The sequence below is a fragment of the Hymenobacter sp. DG01 genome, assembly GCF_006352025.1.
Classification (GTDB): domain Bacteria; phylum Bacteroidota; class Bacteroidia; order Cytophagales; family Hymenobacteraceae; genus Hymenobacter.
Genome location: NZ_CP040936.1, coordinates 3484977 through 3502237 on the forward strand (window position 1 = coordinate 3484977; position 17261 = coordinate 3502237).

Consider the following 17261-nt stretch of genomic DNA (forward strand, 5'->3'; position numbering starts at 1 on the left):
AAATGACCTTCCAAGAGATTCTTCAGTACCGCTTCTTGGGCAACAACGTGGGGGCTTACCTGACGTGCCTGGGTATTCTGCTGTTTGGCTACGCGTTCAAAACGCTGCTCTCGCGGCTGCTGTCCAAGCTGGTGTACCGCTTTATCCGCAAGCGCACCGAAGGCGTCAGTGAGCTGCAGTTTCAGGCTCTGCTGATTCAGCCGGTATCGGTGGTTATCTTCCTGATTACGGCCTACTTCGCCTTTCAGGTGCTCGACTACCCCGTGCGCAGCTCCGATATCCGGCGCAACGAGCCGTGGCCGCAGGTGGCCCTGTTCCGGCTGTTTCAGCTGGCCGTTATCTGGGGCATGGGCTGGATTGGGCTGCGCATCATTGACTTTCTGGTGATGGTGTTTCAGCGCCGGGCCGAGGCTACCCCCTCCCGCCTCAACAACCAGCTGATTCCCTTCGCCAAGGATTTGCTTAAGGTGCTGGTGCTCACGCTTACATTTCTGGTGATGCTGAGCAAGGTGTTTGGGGTGAACGTAACGGCCCTGATCGGGGGCCTGGGCATTGGGGGGCTGGCCGTAGCCTTCGCCGCCAAGGAAAGCCTCGAGAACCTAATTGCCTCCTTCACCATCTTCCTCGACCGTCCCTTTGCCGTGGGTGATTTGGTGGAGGTAGGCGCCGTGACGGGTACCGTGGAAAAGGTTGGCTTCCGGAGTACGCGCCTGCGCACAGCCGAGAAAAGCTACGTGACGGTACCTAACAAGGCCATGATCGACAAGCCTTTGGACAACTTGTCGTTGCGTACGGCCCGGCGCGTCAGCTTTACCCTGGCCCTGAGCCATGCCACCACCAGCCAGCAGCTGCACCGCATTGTAGAGGAGGGCAAGAAAGCATTAGAGGAAAACTCGCTGGTAACCAAAGAGGCGCAGATTCAGTTTGCGGCCCTCACCCCCGCAGCCAAGGAAGTAACAGTGCAGTACTTCGTAGAAACCACTAACTACGACGAGTACCTACGGGTGAAGGAAGAACTGAATTACCGCCTGGTAGAAGTGGTAGAAGCGGCCGGCGGCTCGTTTGCCAGCACGGGCACTACCGTCATACAGTTACCTTCAGGAGGTCATTTCGATGGGCTGAACCCAGTGAATACGCCGGTTGTGTAGCCGCCGCGGTAAACCCTACCCCACCTAATAGCCATACGGCCCGGCCGCTCTACATAATGAGTGGCCGGGCCGTATGGCTTTGCTACCCCAGCCGCATACCGGAGCTTAGGTGAACGAACTACCCGGGGCCGCTGGAAGTCCACAGATTTGGCGTATTCTATCATAAAGGGGACCCAGGCGGCCCCGACTCCAGGTTGAGGAGCCGCGTCAGCCTGCCGCTGGCCTCCTTGAGCAGGGCCCCGTCGGCCCCTTCAAGCTTCACGCGTAGGTCTTTTTCTGCGACACCGGAATCTGGCCAGGCATACGCGCCGGTTGGGTGTGGGGCTGCTTTTCGTCAAGGCAATAAAAACCGGCTCTATGTAACGAGTGCAAGACGCCGACTTTGTCCCAAACAATAAGCCGGCCGCCCCTGAATGAGCAGCCGGCTTACGATACTATAGGTCAGCGAAATGCGCGCTTAGCGGCCGCCGAGCAGCCCGCCGAGCAGGCTACCCATGCCGCCACCCATCAGGCCACCCAGGCCGCCGCCACCGGCGCTACGGGGCTGCATGTTGGGCTGCCCGCCCAGGCCACCCAGAATTGACATCAGGGAGCCGAGGCCGCCGCTGCCCACGTGGGAGCCTTGCTGCGGATAGTTGCCGTAGGAGCTCTGCTGACCGCCGCCGCCCATCATGCCGCCCAACAGGCCGCCGCCGAGCAGGCCGCCCAGCAGGCCACCCATACCACTCTGGGCCGCGCCGCCGAGCAGGCCGCCCAGCGAACCACTGCCCATGCCGCCCATCATACCGCCCCCCCCGCCGGGCATGCCGCCGCCGCGGTTCATCACCTTGGAAATTACCATGGGTGCTACTACGCCCAGCAAGCCGGCCATGAGAGCACCTTTGGGAATGCCCACGCTGGAGAGCTTATCCCCGATGCCGCCCAGGAAGCTCTGCTTGGCCGGGTCGTTGGCATCGTGCGGAACCTGGGCGGCCTGGTCAACCACCTGTTCCAGGGCCTGGGTCTGCTGCTGGTTGATGCCGAGGTAGGCAGCAATCTTGTTGACCATTTCCTCCTCCGTGTTGGAGTAGGCGCCATCGGCGCGGGCAAAGCTGATCAGGTCCGTAACCAGCGAAAAGCGCAGGTCGCTGCCGCGCAGGGCATCGAGGTTGGCTTTGATGCTTTCGTTGCTGGCATCTTTAGCGGCCGACAGCACCTGCTGGGTAGCGCCGCCGCTCAGACCGGCCTGGTGCGCGAGCTGCTGTAGGAATTCTATTTCGGCAGCGGAAGCTTCGCGGTCAGCGGAAGCCAGGCTGGCAATAACGCTCAGGTAAGCGGCTTTTTCCTGGTCGGAATAATTCTGCAGGAGTTGCGTATCGTTCATGACAAAGGGAAAGTGGGTGGAAATAAACCAGCTACCTTAACGCAAGCTCTTCAGATTGGTTAGCCTGTTTTTAGGGCCGCTGGCAGGAACCCGGCCACTACCCCCTACGCGCTGGCTGGCTCTTGCCAGACTACCGGACAGCGCCGCCGAGCCCATTGCCCCGTCAGGCAGCCGGCAACTACTCCCTGGCCAGCTGCTTAGTCCTGCCCCGTTTCCGCAAGCTAAAAATCGAAGTACTCACCGGCCTGAGGCTGGGCAGGTTTCCTGGCGGGCTTTTTCAGCTCGAAGCTAGGCCGGGCCGCCGGCCTGGGGGCCGCAGCTGGCCCGGCCGGCGTAGGTGTGTGGGCAGGCGGGGCCGCGCCGCTGGGGCCAGCTACCCGGGGCAGGGTAGCCTCGCGGGGCGCCCGCTCATAGCGCACGGTAAAATCCTGCTCGTTGCCCTGAATGGCCAGGCGCAGCTCGGGGCCGTTGGCCCCGGCTATGGCCTGGGGCAACAGGCCGGGCAGCAAGGGTATCCGAACGTGGTAATCCAGCTGCTGGTCAAACGTATGAGTGCCCGTCACCCGAATCAGGGAGGCGGCCTTCACGTTGGAGCGGATATCCATTTCGGGCACGTACACCGTGCGGCTCTGCACGTAGAGGCGGTTCTGCAGTTGGGCAAAGCGCAGGTGGCGCAGGGTAGCACGGCTAGCCAGAAAGCTCAGCTTCTGCAGGGGCTCGAAGTTGAGCAGCTCGCCATTGCGCACGGTGGCGTGCACCTCGGCTTCCAGCCGGTCGGTAAGCGGGCTCAGGTGGGCATCGTAGTACGAATCTACCTCGGCCGTGGCCGTCAGGCTGCCGCGTAGGTGGCGCTGAGTAATAAACTGCTGGCCAAAATCTTCGAATACATAAAACAGACTATCGAGAGGCACCTGCTGGCAGCTGACCACGGTGCTGGCCTTTAGCAGCCGGGGCTGGCGGGCATCTACGGTGCCGCGCACACTGGCCCGGCCGCCGGCTGCCCGCAGCGTCAGGCCCGTGGAGCTGAACACCTGCCCCTGCAGCCGCAGATTGCCTTGTAGCTGCCGCCCCCGTAGCCGCCGGAACCGTACCTGGTCGGCGGTGGCCTCCACGGCTACGGCAATACCCGCCGGCACCCGCAGCCCGGCCGCCGCGCGGCCACCCGAGCTACCTGCCGCTCCCTTAGCTGCCGGCTGGTAAGTGTACAGCAACTGATTGAAATCCAGCAGGTGGCTGGCTACCGTGGCCTCCAGACGCAGGGGCTGCCCGGAGCGCAGCAGCCAGCCCGTCAGGTTACGCAGCCGACCACGCCCCCGGAAATCGGAGTTGCCCAGCTGGCCGCTTAGCGTTGATATCAGCACATCGGTTCCGCGCAGCTGCAGCTGGCCGCTCACGCGCGTGAAGGGCTGGCGGAAGTCGCGCAGCTGCAGCTGCAGATTTTGCAGCCGCAGCTCCCCACTGGCCTGAGCGGGGGTAGGCTGGCTGCGAAGGTCACGCACGAGGCCGTTCAGCCGCAGGTGCAGGGCGGCGGTGCCCCGGGCCTGGCGGATAGCGGCCACCGGGAAGAAGCGCACGGCCGGCGCCACGTCCACCTCGGCCTGGCCCAGGAGCTGCAGGCGGGGAGCCACGAAGTTTTCGAGCTGCAGCTGCCCCCGGAAGGGTCGCCCGCCCAGCTGGCCCCGGATGCTGTCGAGGCGCAGCACCGTAGTAGCCGCCGATTGCCTTGCTCCGTTGGTGAAGAATCCCGTCAGGCTGACTTTTTCTACAGCCTGCTGGTAGCGCGGGTGAAAAAATGAAGCATTCCGGCAGCCAAACCGCACTGCTACCGTCGGGTTACGCTGCTCCGACACCTCCCCGCGCACTGTGCCCCCAAAATATACCGCGCCCCGGCTGCGGTAGCCGGCCAGCGCCCGGGTCAGGCGGGGCGGCAGCAGGGCCAGTACCGACTGCACATCGGCCCCCGCAGCCTGACAGCGTAAATCCAGCACAGGGGCTCCCCGGTACCCAATGGTGCCGGCTACCGTATAAGCCGCCGGCCCCACCTGCACCCGTGAGGGGGCCAGGGTGAGCTGCTGCCCCGGCCGGTCAATGGTTAGCTCCGTGTTAATACGCAGCTCTTTCTGCTGAAAATAGTCGTCGGGGCCGAAGCGCAGGGTAGTCACGTAGGCCAGCCCTTGCGCGGCAATATCCAGGCGCGTATCCGTAATGGTCAGGGCGGCCCGCAGGTCGGGCGTCCGGAGGCGGAAGTGCTGCCGGCGGGCAGCATCCTCGTAGAGCACCCCCACGCGCTCCAGCCGAATACCTTCCAGCTCCATCCCGAAGGGCTCGGTAGCCGCCGTGGTCGTATCGGGACGGAGCACGTGGTAGTTGCCTACCCCCTGCTGGTTACGGCGTACCCGCACGTAGGCATCGGCCAGGGTAATGGCCCGAATGTGGTAGCGCCCGGCCAGCAAATCCCAAGCATCGAAGGCACAGTACAGCCGCCGGGCCCGGGCCAGCTTCACGGTGTCCGTAGGCTCGGAGCCGGCCACCACCACATCGTGCAGGGTTACCGACAGGCGCGGAAACTGGTCTAGCACCGATACCTCCAGGCGGCTGGCCTGCACTGGTACCTGCAGGTGGCGGTTCAGGGCCTCCACAAACAAAGCAATAATTCGCTCCTGCCCCAGCCACAACCCCGCTAGGGCGCTACCGAGCAGCACCCCAAGCGTCAAAAAAGAAATTTTCAGAAATTTACTCACTGTATTTACTTCCCCGAAACTTCTGATTGGCAAGCAGTTTTCTACGTAACGCAGGGTTGCCAGCAAAATTTCTCTGCTCAAAGATGGGAGAAAGAGTTGCGTATTCGAAAATGACCTCCCATATTTGCCATCCCAAACGGGATACGCCCAACGGGAGATTAGCTCAGCTGGTTCAGAGCATCTGCCTTACAAGCAGAGGGTCACTGGTTCGAACCCAGTATCTCCCACTTTTATAGTACGCATACCCCTCGGGAGATTAGCTCAGCTGGTTCAGAGCATCTGCCTTACAAGCAGAGGGTCACTGGTTCGAACCCAGTATCTCCCACCATTAAAGGACAGTCGGAAACGGCTGTCCTTTTTTGTTTTCGGGGCTTCCCGTGCAGGTTTGTGGGCTACTCAGGGGTATGGCCAGGCGTCCCGGCCGACGGGCGCTGCAGTCGGGCCCGGAGCCGGTACCCCACCACCAGCGGGAACAGCAGCAAGGCCGGCTCGGCAAAGAACCGCCACCGAAACCCCACAAAAAATACCAGACTCAGCAGCCAGGCAGCTACCAGCGGGGTCAGCAGCAGCACGTCCCGGCTTTCAAAGCGCAGGCCACGGTAGCGTGCAACCGTCAGCAGCACCGCCGCAAAGAAAGACAAGTGCACCAGCGCCGTAAAAGGGTGCCAGGGAGTCCGGGGGGCATCAGCCACAAAATTTTCGGGCGAGAAAAACAGCAGGGTTTTCCGCAGCGCCAGCCTGGCCTCAGCCAGCGGATGCGCCGCAACCCACTGCCGGGCCAGCCGGGCGCGGGCCTGGCTTTCCTGGTACTGGTTCAAGGAATCGAGTGTGGGAATGGCAGTGCGCACGTACTGGTCGAAAGGGCTCGTCCGGTCGTCCCAGTCGAACATAAAGCGACCCTGTGCCACGGGGTTATGCCCCTGCAGCAGCTCGAACCCGGCCTGGTTGCTGAGGGTATAGGCCCCAAACTGCCGGTAGTTTTTCAGCAGAATGGGCACGTGCGCTACTCCCAGCGCCAGGGCTACCCCCAGCGCCAAGCCCCAGGCTATTCGCCGCTGCCCCGCTACCGGCTGCCGCATCATCAGCACCAGAAAAACCGCGAATACTGCTCCGTACACGGCCAGCAGATACCCCCGCAGCAGGCATGAGAGCACTACAGCACCGATGATAATGGCGGCATCATGGGGGTACAGGCGGCGGCCACCGTGCAGGCGCAGGAGCTTGTACAGCACCACAATAAGCAGGGGTAGGGCAATATTCTCGTACCACCAGAAAGCGCCCACGTAGTACACCACTCCCGGCGACAGGGCCCAGAGTCCGGCCCCAGCCCAGGCCGCCCGGGGGGGTAGGCCGAAGTAGCGCAGGGTCCGCTGCACGTAAAGGCCGCCCAGCAGGTAGCAACCAGCCCCCAGGCCGTACACCACCAGGGTAAGGTAATGGCGGGGCAGCCCGGCCCGGCTCCAGCCCACGTACACAAACACCGGAAAGCTGGCGTGGAAGGAATCGGGGCGCAGCTGCTTGCGCTCGGGGTCGATGCTGACGTAGCCGCGGCCGGCCAGGTAGTTATCGGCAATGCGGCCGTTGCGGCGCTCATCGTAGTTCCATTCCAGCCCGGGGTTCAGGCCCAGGTTGAGGGCCAGGCGCACCAGCAGCAGCAGTGCCGCCAGGGGCCAGATAAAGCGCGGAATGGAGCGTAGCACCACAGGCAGGGCGTGAGTTGGAAATGAATTGCCGAATTTAGCCGCGTTTTCTGCTTTTACGGCCCTCGTCTTTATGCCCTTGCCCGCCCCGCCCCGACCCACTGCCCCTGCCAGCCCCCGGGCCCGCTGGGTGGTTGGCCTCTTCTTCGGGCTGCTGGGGCTGCTGGGGGTAGCCCTGCACCGCGACTACGGCGTGGGCTGGGATGAGCAGCTGGACCGGCTCAATGGCATCATTAACGCCAAGTACGTAGCCCTGAAGCTAGCGCCCGAGCTGGCCCGCCGCCAGCCTACCTTCGCCGAAATACCCGACATGAGCGAAAACCAGGACGTGGACCACGGGGTATTCTTTCAGCTGCCCCTGGTGGTACTGGAGAAGGTAGTAGGCGCCGAAGACTCGCGGGACGTGTATTTCCTGCGCCACCTCACCATCTGGCTGACGTGCGTGGCTGGCACCTACGCCCTCTACCGGCTGGCGGCGCGCTACCTGGGCAGCTGGCGCTGGGGCCTGGTGGTAGCAGCGGCCCTGGTACTTTCCCCGCGCTTGTTTGCCGAGTCATTCTACAATTACAAAGACCTGGTTTTTCTGGGGTTTTTCACGTTTGGCGTGGGTACCCTCACCCGGTGGCTCCGCCAGCCCACCTGGCCGAACGCCGCCCTGCACGCCCTGGCCGTAGGGGCCGCTATTGATGTGCGCACTATGGGAGTGCTGCTCATTGGTCTCACCGTAGGCTTCGCAGGCCTAGAGGGCTGGTTCCGGGTCGAAGTGCGGCGCCGGCTGGGCCTGACGCTGGCTCTGTTCTTCGGGCTTACCTGGGCAGTGGTGGTAGCGGGCTGGCCCTACCTCTGGGAAAACCCAATCGACCACTTCTTATCCGCCTTTCTGAGCTTCAGCCGCTACCGCGCCCACATGCTTACGGTGTACTTCGGCCAGGAAATATCGGTGCAGCGGCTGCCCTGGCACTACGCGCTGGTCTGGCTGCTGATTACTACCCCCCTACCCTATTCAGTCCTGTTTGCAATCGGTGTGGGGGCAGTGATTCGCCAAGCCCTACGGCGGCCGTGGGCCTGGCTGGCTTCGGCTACGGGCCGCACCGACCTGCTGCTTCTGGCCTGGTTTTTCGGGCCGCTGGCTGCCATTGTGCTGCTGCACTCCGTGATTTATGACGGCTGGCGCCACCTCTATTTTATTTATCCGGCTTTCCTGCTGCTGGCGGGCCGGGGGCTGCTGGCGGCCGGGCGCTACGTGCGCAATACCTCCCGGCCCGCGGTGCGCAGGCTCGGATATGTCGGGGCAGGGTTGCTGCTGGTAGGCGTAGGCCACACGGCGCTACGCATGATCCTCGACCACCCCTACCAGAACATGTACTATAGCTTCCTGCCGGGCTCCGTGGCCGGCCGGCTCTTTGAGCGCGACTACTGGGGCTTATCGGGACGGGAGGGGGTAGAGTGGATTCTTCGGCAGGACTCCGGCGCTACCGTGCCAGTAGCCACGGAGGCAGTTACCAGCCTGATGCTGCACAATGCCCAGCTGCTGCTGCCGCCGGCTGAACGGGCCCGTCTGCGCATGGTACCCGTGGCCCAGGCCCGCTACTTCCTGACTACCTACCGCTGGCACCCCGAGGCCTACCCCGACTCAATCGGGCGGCTGGTATATTGCCGACGCGTAAACGGAATTACCATTCTTTCCGTGTATCGCCGGCCTGGCCGCTAGGACGCGTCCCGCCTCCGGCCGCCCCGGCGCATGAGTGCCGGAAGCCGTTTCTGAACACTGCATACTTCCTCCTGAATGCCTCTGCTTGAAGTCACTACCGCGCAGCACGTCCGTCAGTTCCTCGACCTGCCTTCGCGCCTCTACCAGGATCAGCCCAACTGGATTGCCCCCCTCGACCACGAGATAGAAGCTGTTTTCGACCCCAAGCGCAACCATAACTTCGCTCACGGTGAGGCCATCCGCTGGGTGCTGACCGACGCGGCAGGAGTAGTAATCGGGCGGGTGGCGGCCTTTATCAACCACGAAACGCCCCAGACTGACCCTACCCTGCCCGTGGGCGGCATGGGCTTTTTTGAGTGCATCAACGACCAGAATGCCGCCAATACCTTGTTCGAGGCCTGCCGGAGCTGGCTGGCGCAGCGCGGCCTGGCTGCCATGGACGGCCCCATCAACTTCGGGGAGCGGGACCGGTACTGGGGCCTGCTGACGGTGGGCTTCACGGAGCCGAACTACGGCATGTTCTACCACCTACCGTACTATCAACAACTCTTTGAAAACTACGGCTTTCAGACGTATTTCAAGCAGTACACCTGCTACCGCGAGGTAGCCGTGCCCCTGCACGAGAGCTTCAGCAAAGCGGCTACCAAATACGCCCAGCAGTATCCGGAGTTCCGCTTTGAGCACGCCAGCAAGCGCGACGCCGAGAAGCTGGCCCGCGACTTTCACCACGTTTACAACTTGGCCTGGGCTAACCATAGCGGCGTCAATCCCATGCCCCTGGAAAAGGCCCGCGACCTGGTGCGCGAAATGAAGCCCGTGGTAGATGAGCGCCTACTCTGGTTTGCGTATCACAACGACGAGCCCATTGCCTTCTTCGTGAGCCTGCCCGAGCTCAACCAGATTTTCAAGCACGTAGGCCGCAACTTCAACCTGTGGGGCAAGCTGCGCTTTCTGTGGGAAAAGCGGAAGTACGACCGGCGCTCCGATAAAAAGATGTTCGGCGTCATCTTCGGGGTAGTGCCCGAGTGGCAGGGCAAGGGCATCGAGTCGGCCCTGATGGTACACGCCCGTGCCCAGTTTATGCGCGCCGGCTACACCGACATTGAGATGAACTGGATTGGCGACTTCAACCCGCGCATGCTGGCCGTAACGCGCTCTATTGGGGCCCGCATCCTGAAAACCCACGTCACGTACCGCTACCTCTTTGACCGCACCCGTCCCTTCGAGCGCAGCCCTATCATTCGGTGAGCGGGTTGTCATGGCGAGAGCAGCGAAGCCATCCTTGCTGACCAATACCTTACCCCCTTAGAATGTGACAAGCCCTTGCTTCCTGCGTGGAGGTAAGGGCTTATCAGTTCATCAGGCTGGTCACACAGAGAGGCAAGATGGCTTCGCGCTGCTCGCCAAGCCACTTCACTCATGCACTATCTGAACTCTTTATCCAGCCGTAGCACCTGCGGAATAAGCAAATGCTGGTCGTCGTTGTGGATGACGTAGTCGGCGCGCTGCAGCTTTTCGTCTTCGCTCATTTGCTTGCCGATGATGTTCTGGATGTCGTCGGCGGTGCGGTGCGGGTCGCGGAGCAGCACCCGCGCCTGCCGGATTTCCAGCGGCGCAAATACCGTGATGACGCGGTCCAGCTGCTGGTAGGCCCCCGACTCATAAAGCAGGGCGGCTTCCTTCAGAATATAGGGGTAGCCCGCGGCCTGCTGGGCCGCGGCCCACTGCTCAAAGTCGCGGCCGACGTGGGGGTGCACCAGGGCGTTGAGGCGGGCTAGCTGGGCCGGGTCGGGGAAGGCCACCCGCGCCAGGTAGGTGCGGTTGAGCTGGCCTTGGGTATCGAAGGTTTCAGGACCGAAAGCTGCTACCAGCTCATCCCGCAGGAGCACGTCGTGGGCCATAACCCATTTGGCGCGGGCATCGGAGTCATACACCGGCACGCCCAGCACCTGAAACAGCCGGCACACTACGCTCTTCCCCGAGCCGATTCCGCCCGTAATTCCAATTTTCAGCATCGTACGTTCAGGAGGTGGTCATCTTACGGGTACTCTATTGCTTTTCCACCGCGTGTACCTGCACCCCGCGCGTGAGCACCAGGTAGCCCCGGGCCCGGGCGGGTTTTTCGGCCAGGAAGGGCTGCAGGCTGGAATCCTGGTTAGTGAACTGCCCGTAGTGCAGCTGCACCCGCACCTGCTCCCGCCGGAAGCTGGCCGTGTCTTCGGGAAAGAACTGCAGCTGCACGCGCACCGTACCCGGTGAGAACTGGTATTGCTGACCTTCGGGGGCATCCAACAGTTCGGGCACTACCTCAACCGGCACCGTTACCACCGGGCGGCGCAGTAGGCGCACCCGCACATCCTGTACGTTGGTTTGCACCAGATCAGGTCCGCCAATGGGCACCCGGATGTCGCCGGTAGAAGAGCCAGCCGGGGCTTGCGGCAAGTGCACGGGGTAGGGATTGGGCAACTGGTTAACCTTGCTGGCTGGCCCCCGAAATTCTACGCTAGCCGGCTCGAAACGGGCGTCATACGGCAGGGCCGCTCCATCGGCGGCCGGGCTCAGCCCCAGGGGCAGCCGCCGACTGATACGCCGGTCCAGCTCCACCCAAAGCGTATCGGAAAGCAGGTAGTTGAACTGCAGTCCTTCCATGGCCTGCTGCAGGGCCGGCCGGATGGCGCGGGCCGTCAGGTAGCGGGTAGCGGCCGGGGTGCTCAGGGTTAGCTCGGCGGGCTTTACGTCCAGCATCAGCTGGCGCCGCAGCAGCTTCCAGCCGCGGCCGGTTACGTTTACGGGCACTTCCCGGGGTAGGGGCTGCAGCGGAATAAACCGACTTTCATCGTAGCGCCACGCCAGAGGGTAAGTAATGCGGGTGGTATAGGTTTTATTGAGGGCGTTGAGCAGCCAGAAGGTGCTGGCCACCAGGAAGCAGGCCGTAACGGCGCGCCAATAGCTGCGCTCCTGCCCGAAAAACGGGGTCACAAACCAGCGCAGCACACGGTCAGGACGCACAGACGACACAAGGCAAACGGGTAAGGTGAGAAAACAAGCATCCCGAAGCCCCGCTTCCGAACGCCCGGCCGGCCCTACCGGCCCGACAAGGTACTACCCTCATCGTTGAGACGTACGCGAAAAGCGCGGCTTCGGGATATTCCCGGGCCGGAATACCGCCTAAGCGGCCGGGGCCGGCGCGGAGTTTTTGCCGGCTACTTCACGAGCAATGGCTGAGCGGTCGAAGCGCAGACGCACGCCCTTGTCCACTTCCACGGTTACGGTTTCCTCGCTCACGTCCACCACCTTGCCGTGCAGGCCCCCGATGGTCACTACATTAGCGCCCTTGGCCAGCGAAGCCCGGAATTTTTTGGCCTCCGCCGAGCGGCGCTGCTGGGGCCGGATCATGAAGAAATACATTACCACTACCATGGCCACCAGGGGCAGGTAGGAAAGCAGGCCGCCGGTAGTAGTGGCCGGGGCAGCCTGGAGCAGAAGGGTAGCAAACATAGGGTTTGGGGCTAAGTAAGGCAGGAAAGAAAAAAGTAGAAGGCTGAAGCCCAACCAGTATACACTAGCCTGAGCTTCAACCTTCTAACCTCTTAACTTCAGAAGTAAGTTAGCGCGTCGGGCCGTTCTGGCCGTCGGAGAGAATGTTGGTTTTGATAACCACCTTCGTGATGCTGGGCTGGGTGTTGGCCTGAATGGCTACCTCCTTGTTTTGGATGCCCGATTTGCCATGGGAGTCAAACTGCACATCAATGGTGCCTTTCGCGCCGGGAGCAATGGGCTCCTTGGTCCAGTTGGGGGTAGTGCAGCCGCAGGAAGCCGTAGCGTTTTCAATCAGTAGCGGCGATTTGCCAGTGTTGGTGAACTCGAAGGTGTGCTTCACCACGTCGCCGGGCTTGATGTCGCCGAAATCGTGCTCCGATACAGCGAAGGTCATCACCGGCGCGTTGGGGTTCGGGGCTTCGGTTTCGTTGGTTACGTTGGGGTTGTCCACCACCGGGGCAGCCGTGGCGTCGTTGGCATTGGCGGCGGCGGCGTTCATGCCCTCGGCGCCAACCTCGGCCTTGTTATTGTTGCAAGCGCCCAGCAGCAGCGCGCCGGAGAGCAGGAAAGCTGAAAACAGATTGCGTTTCATGATAATCGGAAAAAGGCGCTGACTTGTGTGAGTCAGTCGCTTACTGAAAAAAGAAGTTTACTACCCGTGAAAGTACGGCATAATTCGTTGCCGGTGAGTAGCTCAGGCTGTCATCCCGACGGAAGAAGGAAGCGTAGCCTCCTACCCCCGTTCAGGATGACAACCCGCCATTACTTGTTCAGGTTCTCAATGATAGCCTGCGCGAATTCGCTGGTCGAAGCCGAGCCGCCCAGGTCACCGGTGCACTTGGCTTTGTCCTTCAGGGTAGCTTCCAGGGCCCGCTCGATGTTGTTGGCGTGCTCATGCTCCCCAATGTGATGCAACATCATCAGGGCCGAGCGCAACAGAGCCGTGGGGTTAGCCTTGCCCTGGCCGGCAATGTCCGGAGCCGAGCCGTGCACCGCCTCGAAAATCGCCATTTCGTCGCCGATGTTAGCGCCGGCTACTACCCCCAGGCCACCTACCAAACCCGCACACAGGTCCGACAGGATGTCACCGAACAGGTTGGTGGTTACAATTACATCGAACTGCTCGGGCTTGCCGACCAGCTGCATGCACATGTTGTCGATGATCTTGTCTTCGTACTGAATCTGCGGAAACTCGCGGGCAGCTTCCTGGGCGGCATCCAGCATAATCTTGCCGGGCACTTTCAGGATGTTGGCCTTGTGGGCCAGCGTTACTTTTTTGCGGCCGTGCTTGGCAGCGTAAGCAAACGCCGCGCGGCAGATTTTGCGGGCCCCGGCTACCGTTACGCGGGCAATAGAGTCGCCGATGCCGTTGTGCTCATCCCACACTTCCAGGCCAGCATACAGGCCCTCGGTGTTTTCGCGAAACAGCACCAGGTCAATGCCCTCATAGCGCGTCCGGATGCCCTCGGTGGTTTTGGAGGGACGCACGTTCTGGTAGAGGTCATACTTCTGGCGCAGCGTTACGTTGATGCTGCGGAAGCCTTTGCCCACCGGGGTAGTGATGGGGCCTTTCAGGGCTACCTTATTCTTTTCCAGCGACGTGAGCAGCGCCTGGGGCAGCAGCTCACCCGATTGGTCGAAGGTCGTCTGGCCCGCGTTCTGCTCCTCCCATTGCACCGGCACTTGCGCCGCCGCGAAAATATCGGTTACTGCTTTCGTGATTTCGGGGCCAATGCCGTCGCCGGGGATGAGAGTGATGAGATGCATTCTATTGAGTTGGGGTTAATGGGGCAAATGGGGGTAGGCGCGGGCCCGAAGGCCGCCCTATTGCTTCTGTAAGCAACGGTGGTTTCCGGGCTGGTTGAGGAGAGGCGGGAAACCGGGGCTTACAAGCTGCAAAGGTACCCACGATTGGCCGGTAGTAAAAATGATAATGTGCTGACGCACTGGTGGCAGTTTCCTGTCCATCAGCACATCAGCACATTAGCACGTCAGCATAGCTGCTTAAATCGTTTTCCGGGAGTTGATCTGGTTGATGAGTTGATCAACGTCGCCGAGCAGCTGTTCCGCCTTGCTCTTGGCGTCCTGAATTACGCGCTGGCCTTCGCTCTTGGCGGAGCTGGGGCCCTGGTCGGCGCGGCTCGTCACCAGGTTCTCGGTCAGGTCGGCCAGGGTTTCGCGGTATTTCTCCAGCTGATAGCTCAGCCAGCTACGGGTTTCGCGGCCTTTTTCAGGTGCGTACAGAAGTCCGATAACGGCCCCGGTGAGGGCGCCGCCGGCGAAGCAGAGGATGCCGGTGGTGGTTTTGCTACTCATGATGCAGAGAAATGAGTACGAGGGTGGAAAGTAAGGATGGGAGTCAGGATAACTACGTAGAACCGCGCCGCAGGATATAGAAAATTCAGAATATATCTGTCTTCCCTCACTCCTGCGCAGCCAAGCCTACTGGTTATCCAGCAACCCGCGACCTGACTTGCGGATGGCACCGCTAGCCGTCAGATCCTGCGCCAATTTATCCAGAATCCCGTTCACAAACTGCTTGCTCTTGGGCGTGCTGTACATCTTGCTGATTTCGATGTACTCGTTGATGGTCACTTTCACCGGAATAGCCCGGAAAAGGTGCATTTCGCACAGGGCCATTTTCAGCAGAATCTTGTCGGTGAGAGCTACGCGTTCCACGTCCCAGTTCTGCACCGATTCAGCAATCAGCTTCTCGTACTTCTCGTCGTCGGCCAGGGTCTGCTTGTACAGGCTTTCCGCAAACTCCTTGTCTTCCTGCCAGTTGGCGGAAAGCGACATCAGCACCAGGTTCTCATCGGCCGCCTCGTCGAGCATCTTGACGGTTTTCACCACCAGGTTTTTCACGATAGCGCGGTTTTCCTCCCAGTTCAGGTCGTCCTCCTCAATATAGGCTGGCAGGCTCTCGCCCTTGAACACATACGTCTTATAGATGTGCTTCAGGATTTCCTGATCTTCCTGGTAGTTGCCAGCCGGGGCGGCCAGGTAGCTCAGCAGCTCCGGGTCCTGCTTCATCTCGTTGCGCCAGGCGTTGCGCAGGGCATCCAGCTCGTCCTCGCCGTGCCACTTCAGAGAGCGACGGATGGTAAGGTCCTGCAGCTGAATGTTGTTAATGAGCTTCTCGATAACCGGGTTTTCCTGCAGGCGCGTGGCGTCCAGCAGGGGCTCCTTGGCTGCCGTGAAGCGGCGCGAGTCGCGCACCTTTTCCTCCTCAATTACCTGCAGCAGGGCCTCCGGAATGTTGAGCAGGTGAATGTACTGGTCGTGAATGCTCTCGGCGGCGTGCACCATCTGCCCGCCGTAGAAGGAAGCATCTTTGGCAACTGCCTGCTGGTAGTACTTAATGGCGTCGCGCACGGCGTCGTTTACATCCGCGTCGTCGGTTTTTTCCGGCTCCTCGGCGGTTTTGTGCCATTCTTTAAAAATGACCTCGGCCATTTTGCGCTGGCCCTGCAACTGCTTGCGGTCCTGGGGCTCCGGCGAGTTCAAATCGGGCGCGAAGGCATCCGCAATCTGGTCAATAGCCAATAAAAAATCGGACCCTACGGCCTGATGGTAGGCGTACAGAGCCTGCATGACCTTGATGCGAAGCGTGCGACGGTTGAGCATGGGGTTGAGTTGTCAGTTGCCAGTTGCCGGTTATCAGTGTCGTTGAGGAGGAAACTCACCAAACAGACAACTGATAACCGGCAACTGGCAACTCAATTAGTATGTTGATTTAACCTTGCCGATGGCGGCGATGCGCTCCTCGGCCTGGCGGGTAGCGGCGGCCTGGGGGTGGCTGCCTTCCTGCTCGGCTTTGTTGAGCACCTGGGTGGTGATGTCATAGATGCGCTCGGTCTGGGCCATCACCGACTGGCGGTTGCCGCCCTGCACCTCGGAGCACACGTTGATGAGCCCACCTGCGTTGATGAGGAAGTCGGGAGCGTAGATGATGCCGCGCTCTACTAGGGCCGGACCGTGCACGTTCTCGTCGGCCAGCTGGTTGTTGGCGCAACCGGCTACTACTTGGCACTTCAGGCGGCGGAGCGTGTCATCGTTCAGGGTAGCACCCAGCGCGCAGGGCGAGTAGATATCTACATCCTGGTCGTAGATTTCGTTCAGGCCAACTGCTTTTGCACCGAAACGAGCAGCAGCTTCCAGGGCGCGGTCTTCGTAGTAATCGGTGAGGACCAGCTGGGCACCTTCCTTCTGCAGATACTCTAGCAGGTAAGTGCCTACGTGGCCTACCCCCTGCACGGCAATGCGCTTGCCGGCCAGTGAGTCGGAGCCGAAGGCTTTCTTGGCGGCGGCTTTCATGCCCATGTAGGTGCCGTAAGCCGTTACCGGCGACGGGTCGCCGCTACCCCCCATGCTCTCGGGAAGGCCCGAAACGTGCTTGGTTTCCATCCGGATGTACTCCATGTCCTTGGTGGTCATGTTTACATCTTCCGCCGTGATGTACTTGCCATTGAGGTTCTGCACGAAGCGGCCGAACTTGCGCAGCAGGGCCTCCGTCTTCATGGTTTTGGCGTCGCCGATGATGACGGCTTTGCCCCCGCCCAGGTTCAGGCCCGAAATAGCCGCTTTGTAAGTCATACCGCGCGAGAGGCGCAGTACGTCGTTCAGAGCCTCGGCCTCCGTGGTGTAGTGCCACATCCGGGTGCCACCTAGAGCCGGCCCAAGCACCGTGTTGTGGATACCGATAATGGCCCGCAGGCCCGTTTCGTGGTCATGGCAGAAGACTACCTGCTCATGCTGGTTCTCGGCAATCTGCCCAAAGACCGACGTTTCGGTCAACACGTTCGTTTCTACCATACCAAGAAGGGAGGTGAAGGGGTGGGGGTGGTTAGTGTACCTTTGCGGCAGCGTCTTCGGGTAGTAACCGCCTTACTGCTTCGTTAAACGAGTGACAACGCCCAGTGGCTATTTCCCGTCGTTCAATGATCCGTGCAGCTTGACCGCCTTGCCGAAGGCTCCCACAATGCGGGTGCAAAAGTACTCCGATTTTCCGACTTCAACCATCCGAAAACCATCTTTCCCCTGAGTTTAGAGGTTTGG

The 17261-nt window shown here is 61.2% G+C and carries 14 protein-coding genes and 2 tRNA genes; 5 read left to right on the top strand and 11 right to left on the bottom strand.

The window, feature by feature from the left end:
* Positions 1–2: 2 nt before the first annotated feature.
* Positions 3–1148 (top strand): mechanosensitive ion channel family protein, encoded by a 1146-nt coding sequence (locus tag FGZ14_RS14775; RefSeq protein WP_139924997.1) that lies wholly within the window; start codon positions 3–5, stop codon positions 1146–1148.
* A gap of 457 nt (positions 1149–1605) precedes the next feature.
* Here the strand turns inward: FGZ14_RS14775 and FGZ14_RS22085 are convergent, their stop codons facing one another.
* Positions 1606–2511: a TerB family tellurite resistance protein gene (locus FGZ14_RS22085; RefSeq protein ID WP_139924998.1), complete on the bottom strand. Its 906-nt coding sequence runs from the start codon at positions 2509–2511 to the stop codon at positions 1606–1608.
* A gap of 221 nt (positions 2512–2732) precedes the next feature.
* On the bottom strand, positions 2733–5225 hold the full coding sequence (locus FGZ14_RS14785; RefSeq protein WP_139924999.1) for an AsmA-like C-terminal region-containing protein: 2493 nt from the start codon (positions 5223–5225) through the stop codon (positions 2733–2735).
* 179 nt (positions 5226–5404) lie between these two features.
* On the opposite strand from FGZ14_RS14785, the gene FGZ14_RS14790 reads away from it, so the two are divergent.
* Positions 5405–5479 (top strand) — tRNA-Val (locus tag FGZ14_RS14790).
* 23 nt (positions 5480–5502) lie between these two features.
* A tRNA-Val gene (locus tag FGZ14_RS14795) sits at positions 5503–5580 on the top strand.
* Between the two features lie 64 nt (positions 5581–5644).
* Here the strand turns inward: FGZ14_RS14795 and FGZ14_RS14800 are convergent.
* Positions 5645–6955: a hypothetical protein gene (locus FGZ14_RS14800; RefSeq protein WP_139925000.1), complete on the bottom strand. Its 1311-nt coding sequence runs from the start codon at positions 6953–6955 to the stop codon at positions 5645–5647.
* A gap of 70 nt (positions 6956–7025) precedes the next feature.
* On the opposite strand from FGZ14_RS14800, the gene FGZ14_RS14805 reads away from it, so the two are divergent.
* Together FGZ14_RS14805 and FGZ14_RS14810 are read left to right on the top strand one after the other, a co-directional pair.
* Positions 7026–8663 (top strand): glycosyltransferase family 39 protein, encoded by a 1638-nt coding sequence (locus tag FGZ14_RS14805; protein ID WP_139925001.1) that lies wholly within the window; start codon positions 7026–7028, stop codon positions 8661–8663.
* A 75-nt stretch (positions 8664–8738) separates the two neighbouring features.
* Positions 8739–9911, top strand: a complete 1173-nt coding sequence (locus tag FGZ14_RS14810) for a GNAT family N-acetyltransferase (RefSeq protein ID WP_139925002.1) — start codon at positions 8739–8741, stop codon at positions 9909–9911.
* 176 nt (positions 9912–10087) lie between these two features.
* On the opposite strand, the gene coaE is transcribed toward FGZ14_RS14810, so the two are convergent.
* From coaE to FGZ14_RS14850, 8 genes are all read right to left on the bottom strand, one after another.
* Positions 10088–10678 carry a dephospho-CoA kinase gene (coaE, locus tag FGZ14_RS14815; protein WP_139925003.1) on the bottom strand — a complete coding sequence of 197 codons (591 nt, stop codon included), beginning with the start codon at positions 10676–10678 and terminating at the stop codon, positions 10088–10090.
* A gap of 34 nt (positions 10679–10712) precedes the next feature.
* On the bottom strand, positions 10713–11672 hold the full coding sequence (locus FGZ14_RS14820) for a hypothetical protein (RefSeq protein ID WP_139925004.1): 960 nt from the start codon (positions 11670–11672) through the stop codon (positions 10713–10715).
* Between the two features lie 159 nt (positions 11673–11831).
* Positions 11832–12161 carry a preprotein translocase subunit YajC gene (gene yajC / locus FGZ14_RS14825; protein ID WP_139925005.1) on the bottom strand — a complete coding sequence of 110 codons (330 nt, stop codon included), beginning with the start codon at positions 12159–12161 and terminating at the stop codon, positions 11832–11834.
* A 109-nt stretch (positions 12162–12270) separates the two neighbouring features.
* Positions 12271–12795 carry a DUF1573 domain-containing protein gene (locus tag FGZ14_RS14830; RefSeq protein WP_110978749.1) on the bottom strand — a complete coding sequence of 175 codons (525 nt, stop codon included), beginning with the start codon at positions 12793–12795 and terminating at the stop codon, positions 12271–12273.
* Between the two features lie 170 nt (positions 12796–12965).
* On the bottom strand, positions 12966–13970 hold the full coding sequence (locus tag FGZ14_RS14835) for an isocitrate/isopropylmalate dehydrogenase family protein (protein WP_139925006.1): 1005 nt from the start codon (positions 13968–13970) through the stop codon (positions 12966–12968).
* A 237-nt stretch (positions 13971–14207) separates the two neighbouring features.
* Complete coding sequence (locus tag FGZ14_RS14840; RefSeq protein ID WP_139925007.1) at positions 14208–14519, bottom strand: YtxH domain-containing protein; 312 nt, start codon at positions 14517–14519, stop codon at positions 14208–14210.
* A 126-nt stretch (positions 14520–14645) separates the two neighbouring features.
* Positions 14646–15830: a transcription antitermination factor NusB gene (nusB, locus tag FGZ14_RS14845; RefSeq protein WP_139925008.1), complete on the bottom strand. Its 1185-nt coding sequence runs from the start codon at positions 15828–15830 to the stop codon at positions 14646–14648.
* Between the two features lie 96 nt (positions 15831–15926).
* Positions 15927–17018 carry a Glu/Leu/Phe/Val dehydrogenase dimerization domain-containing protein gene (locus tag FGZ14_RS14850; protein WP_139925009.1) on the bottom strand — a complete coding sequence of 364 codons (1092 nt, stop codon included), beginning with the start codon at positions 17016–17018 and terminating at the stop codon, positions 15927–15929.
* Positions 17019–17261: the final 243 nt, after the last annotated feature.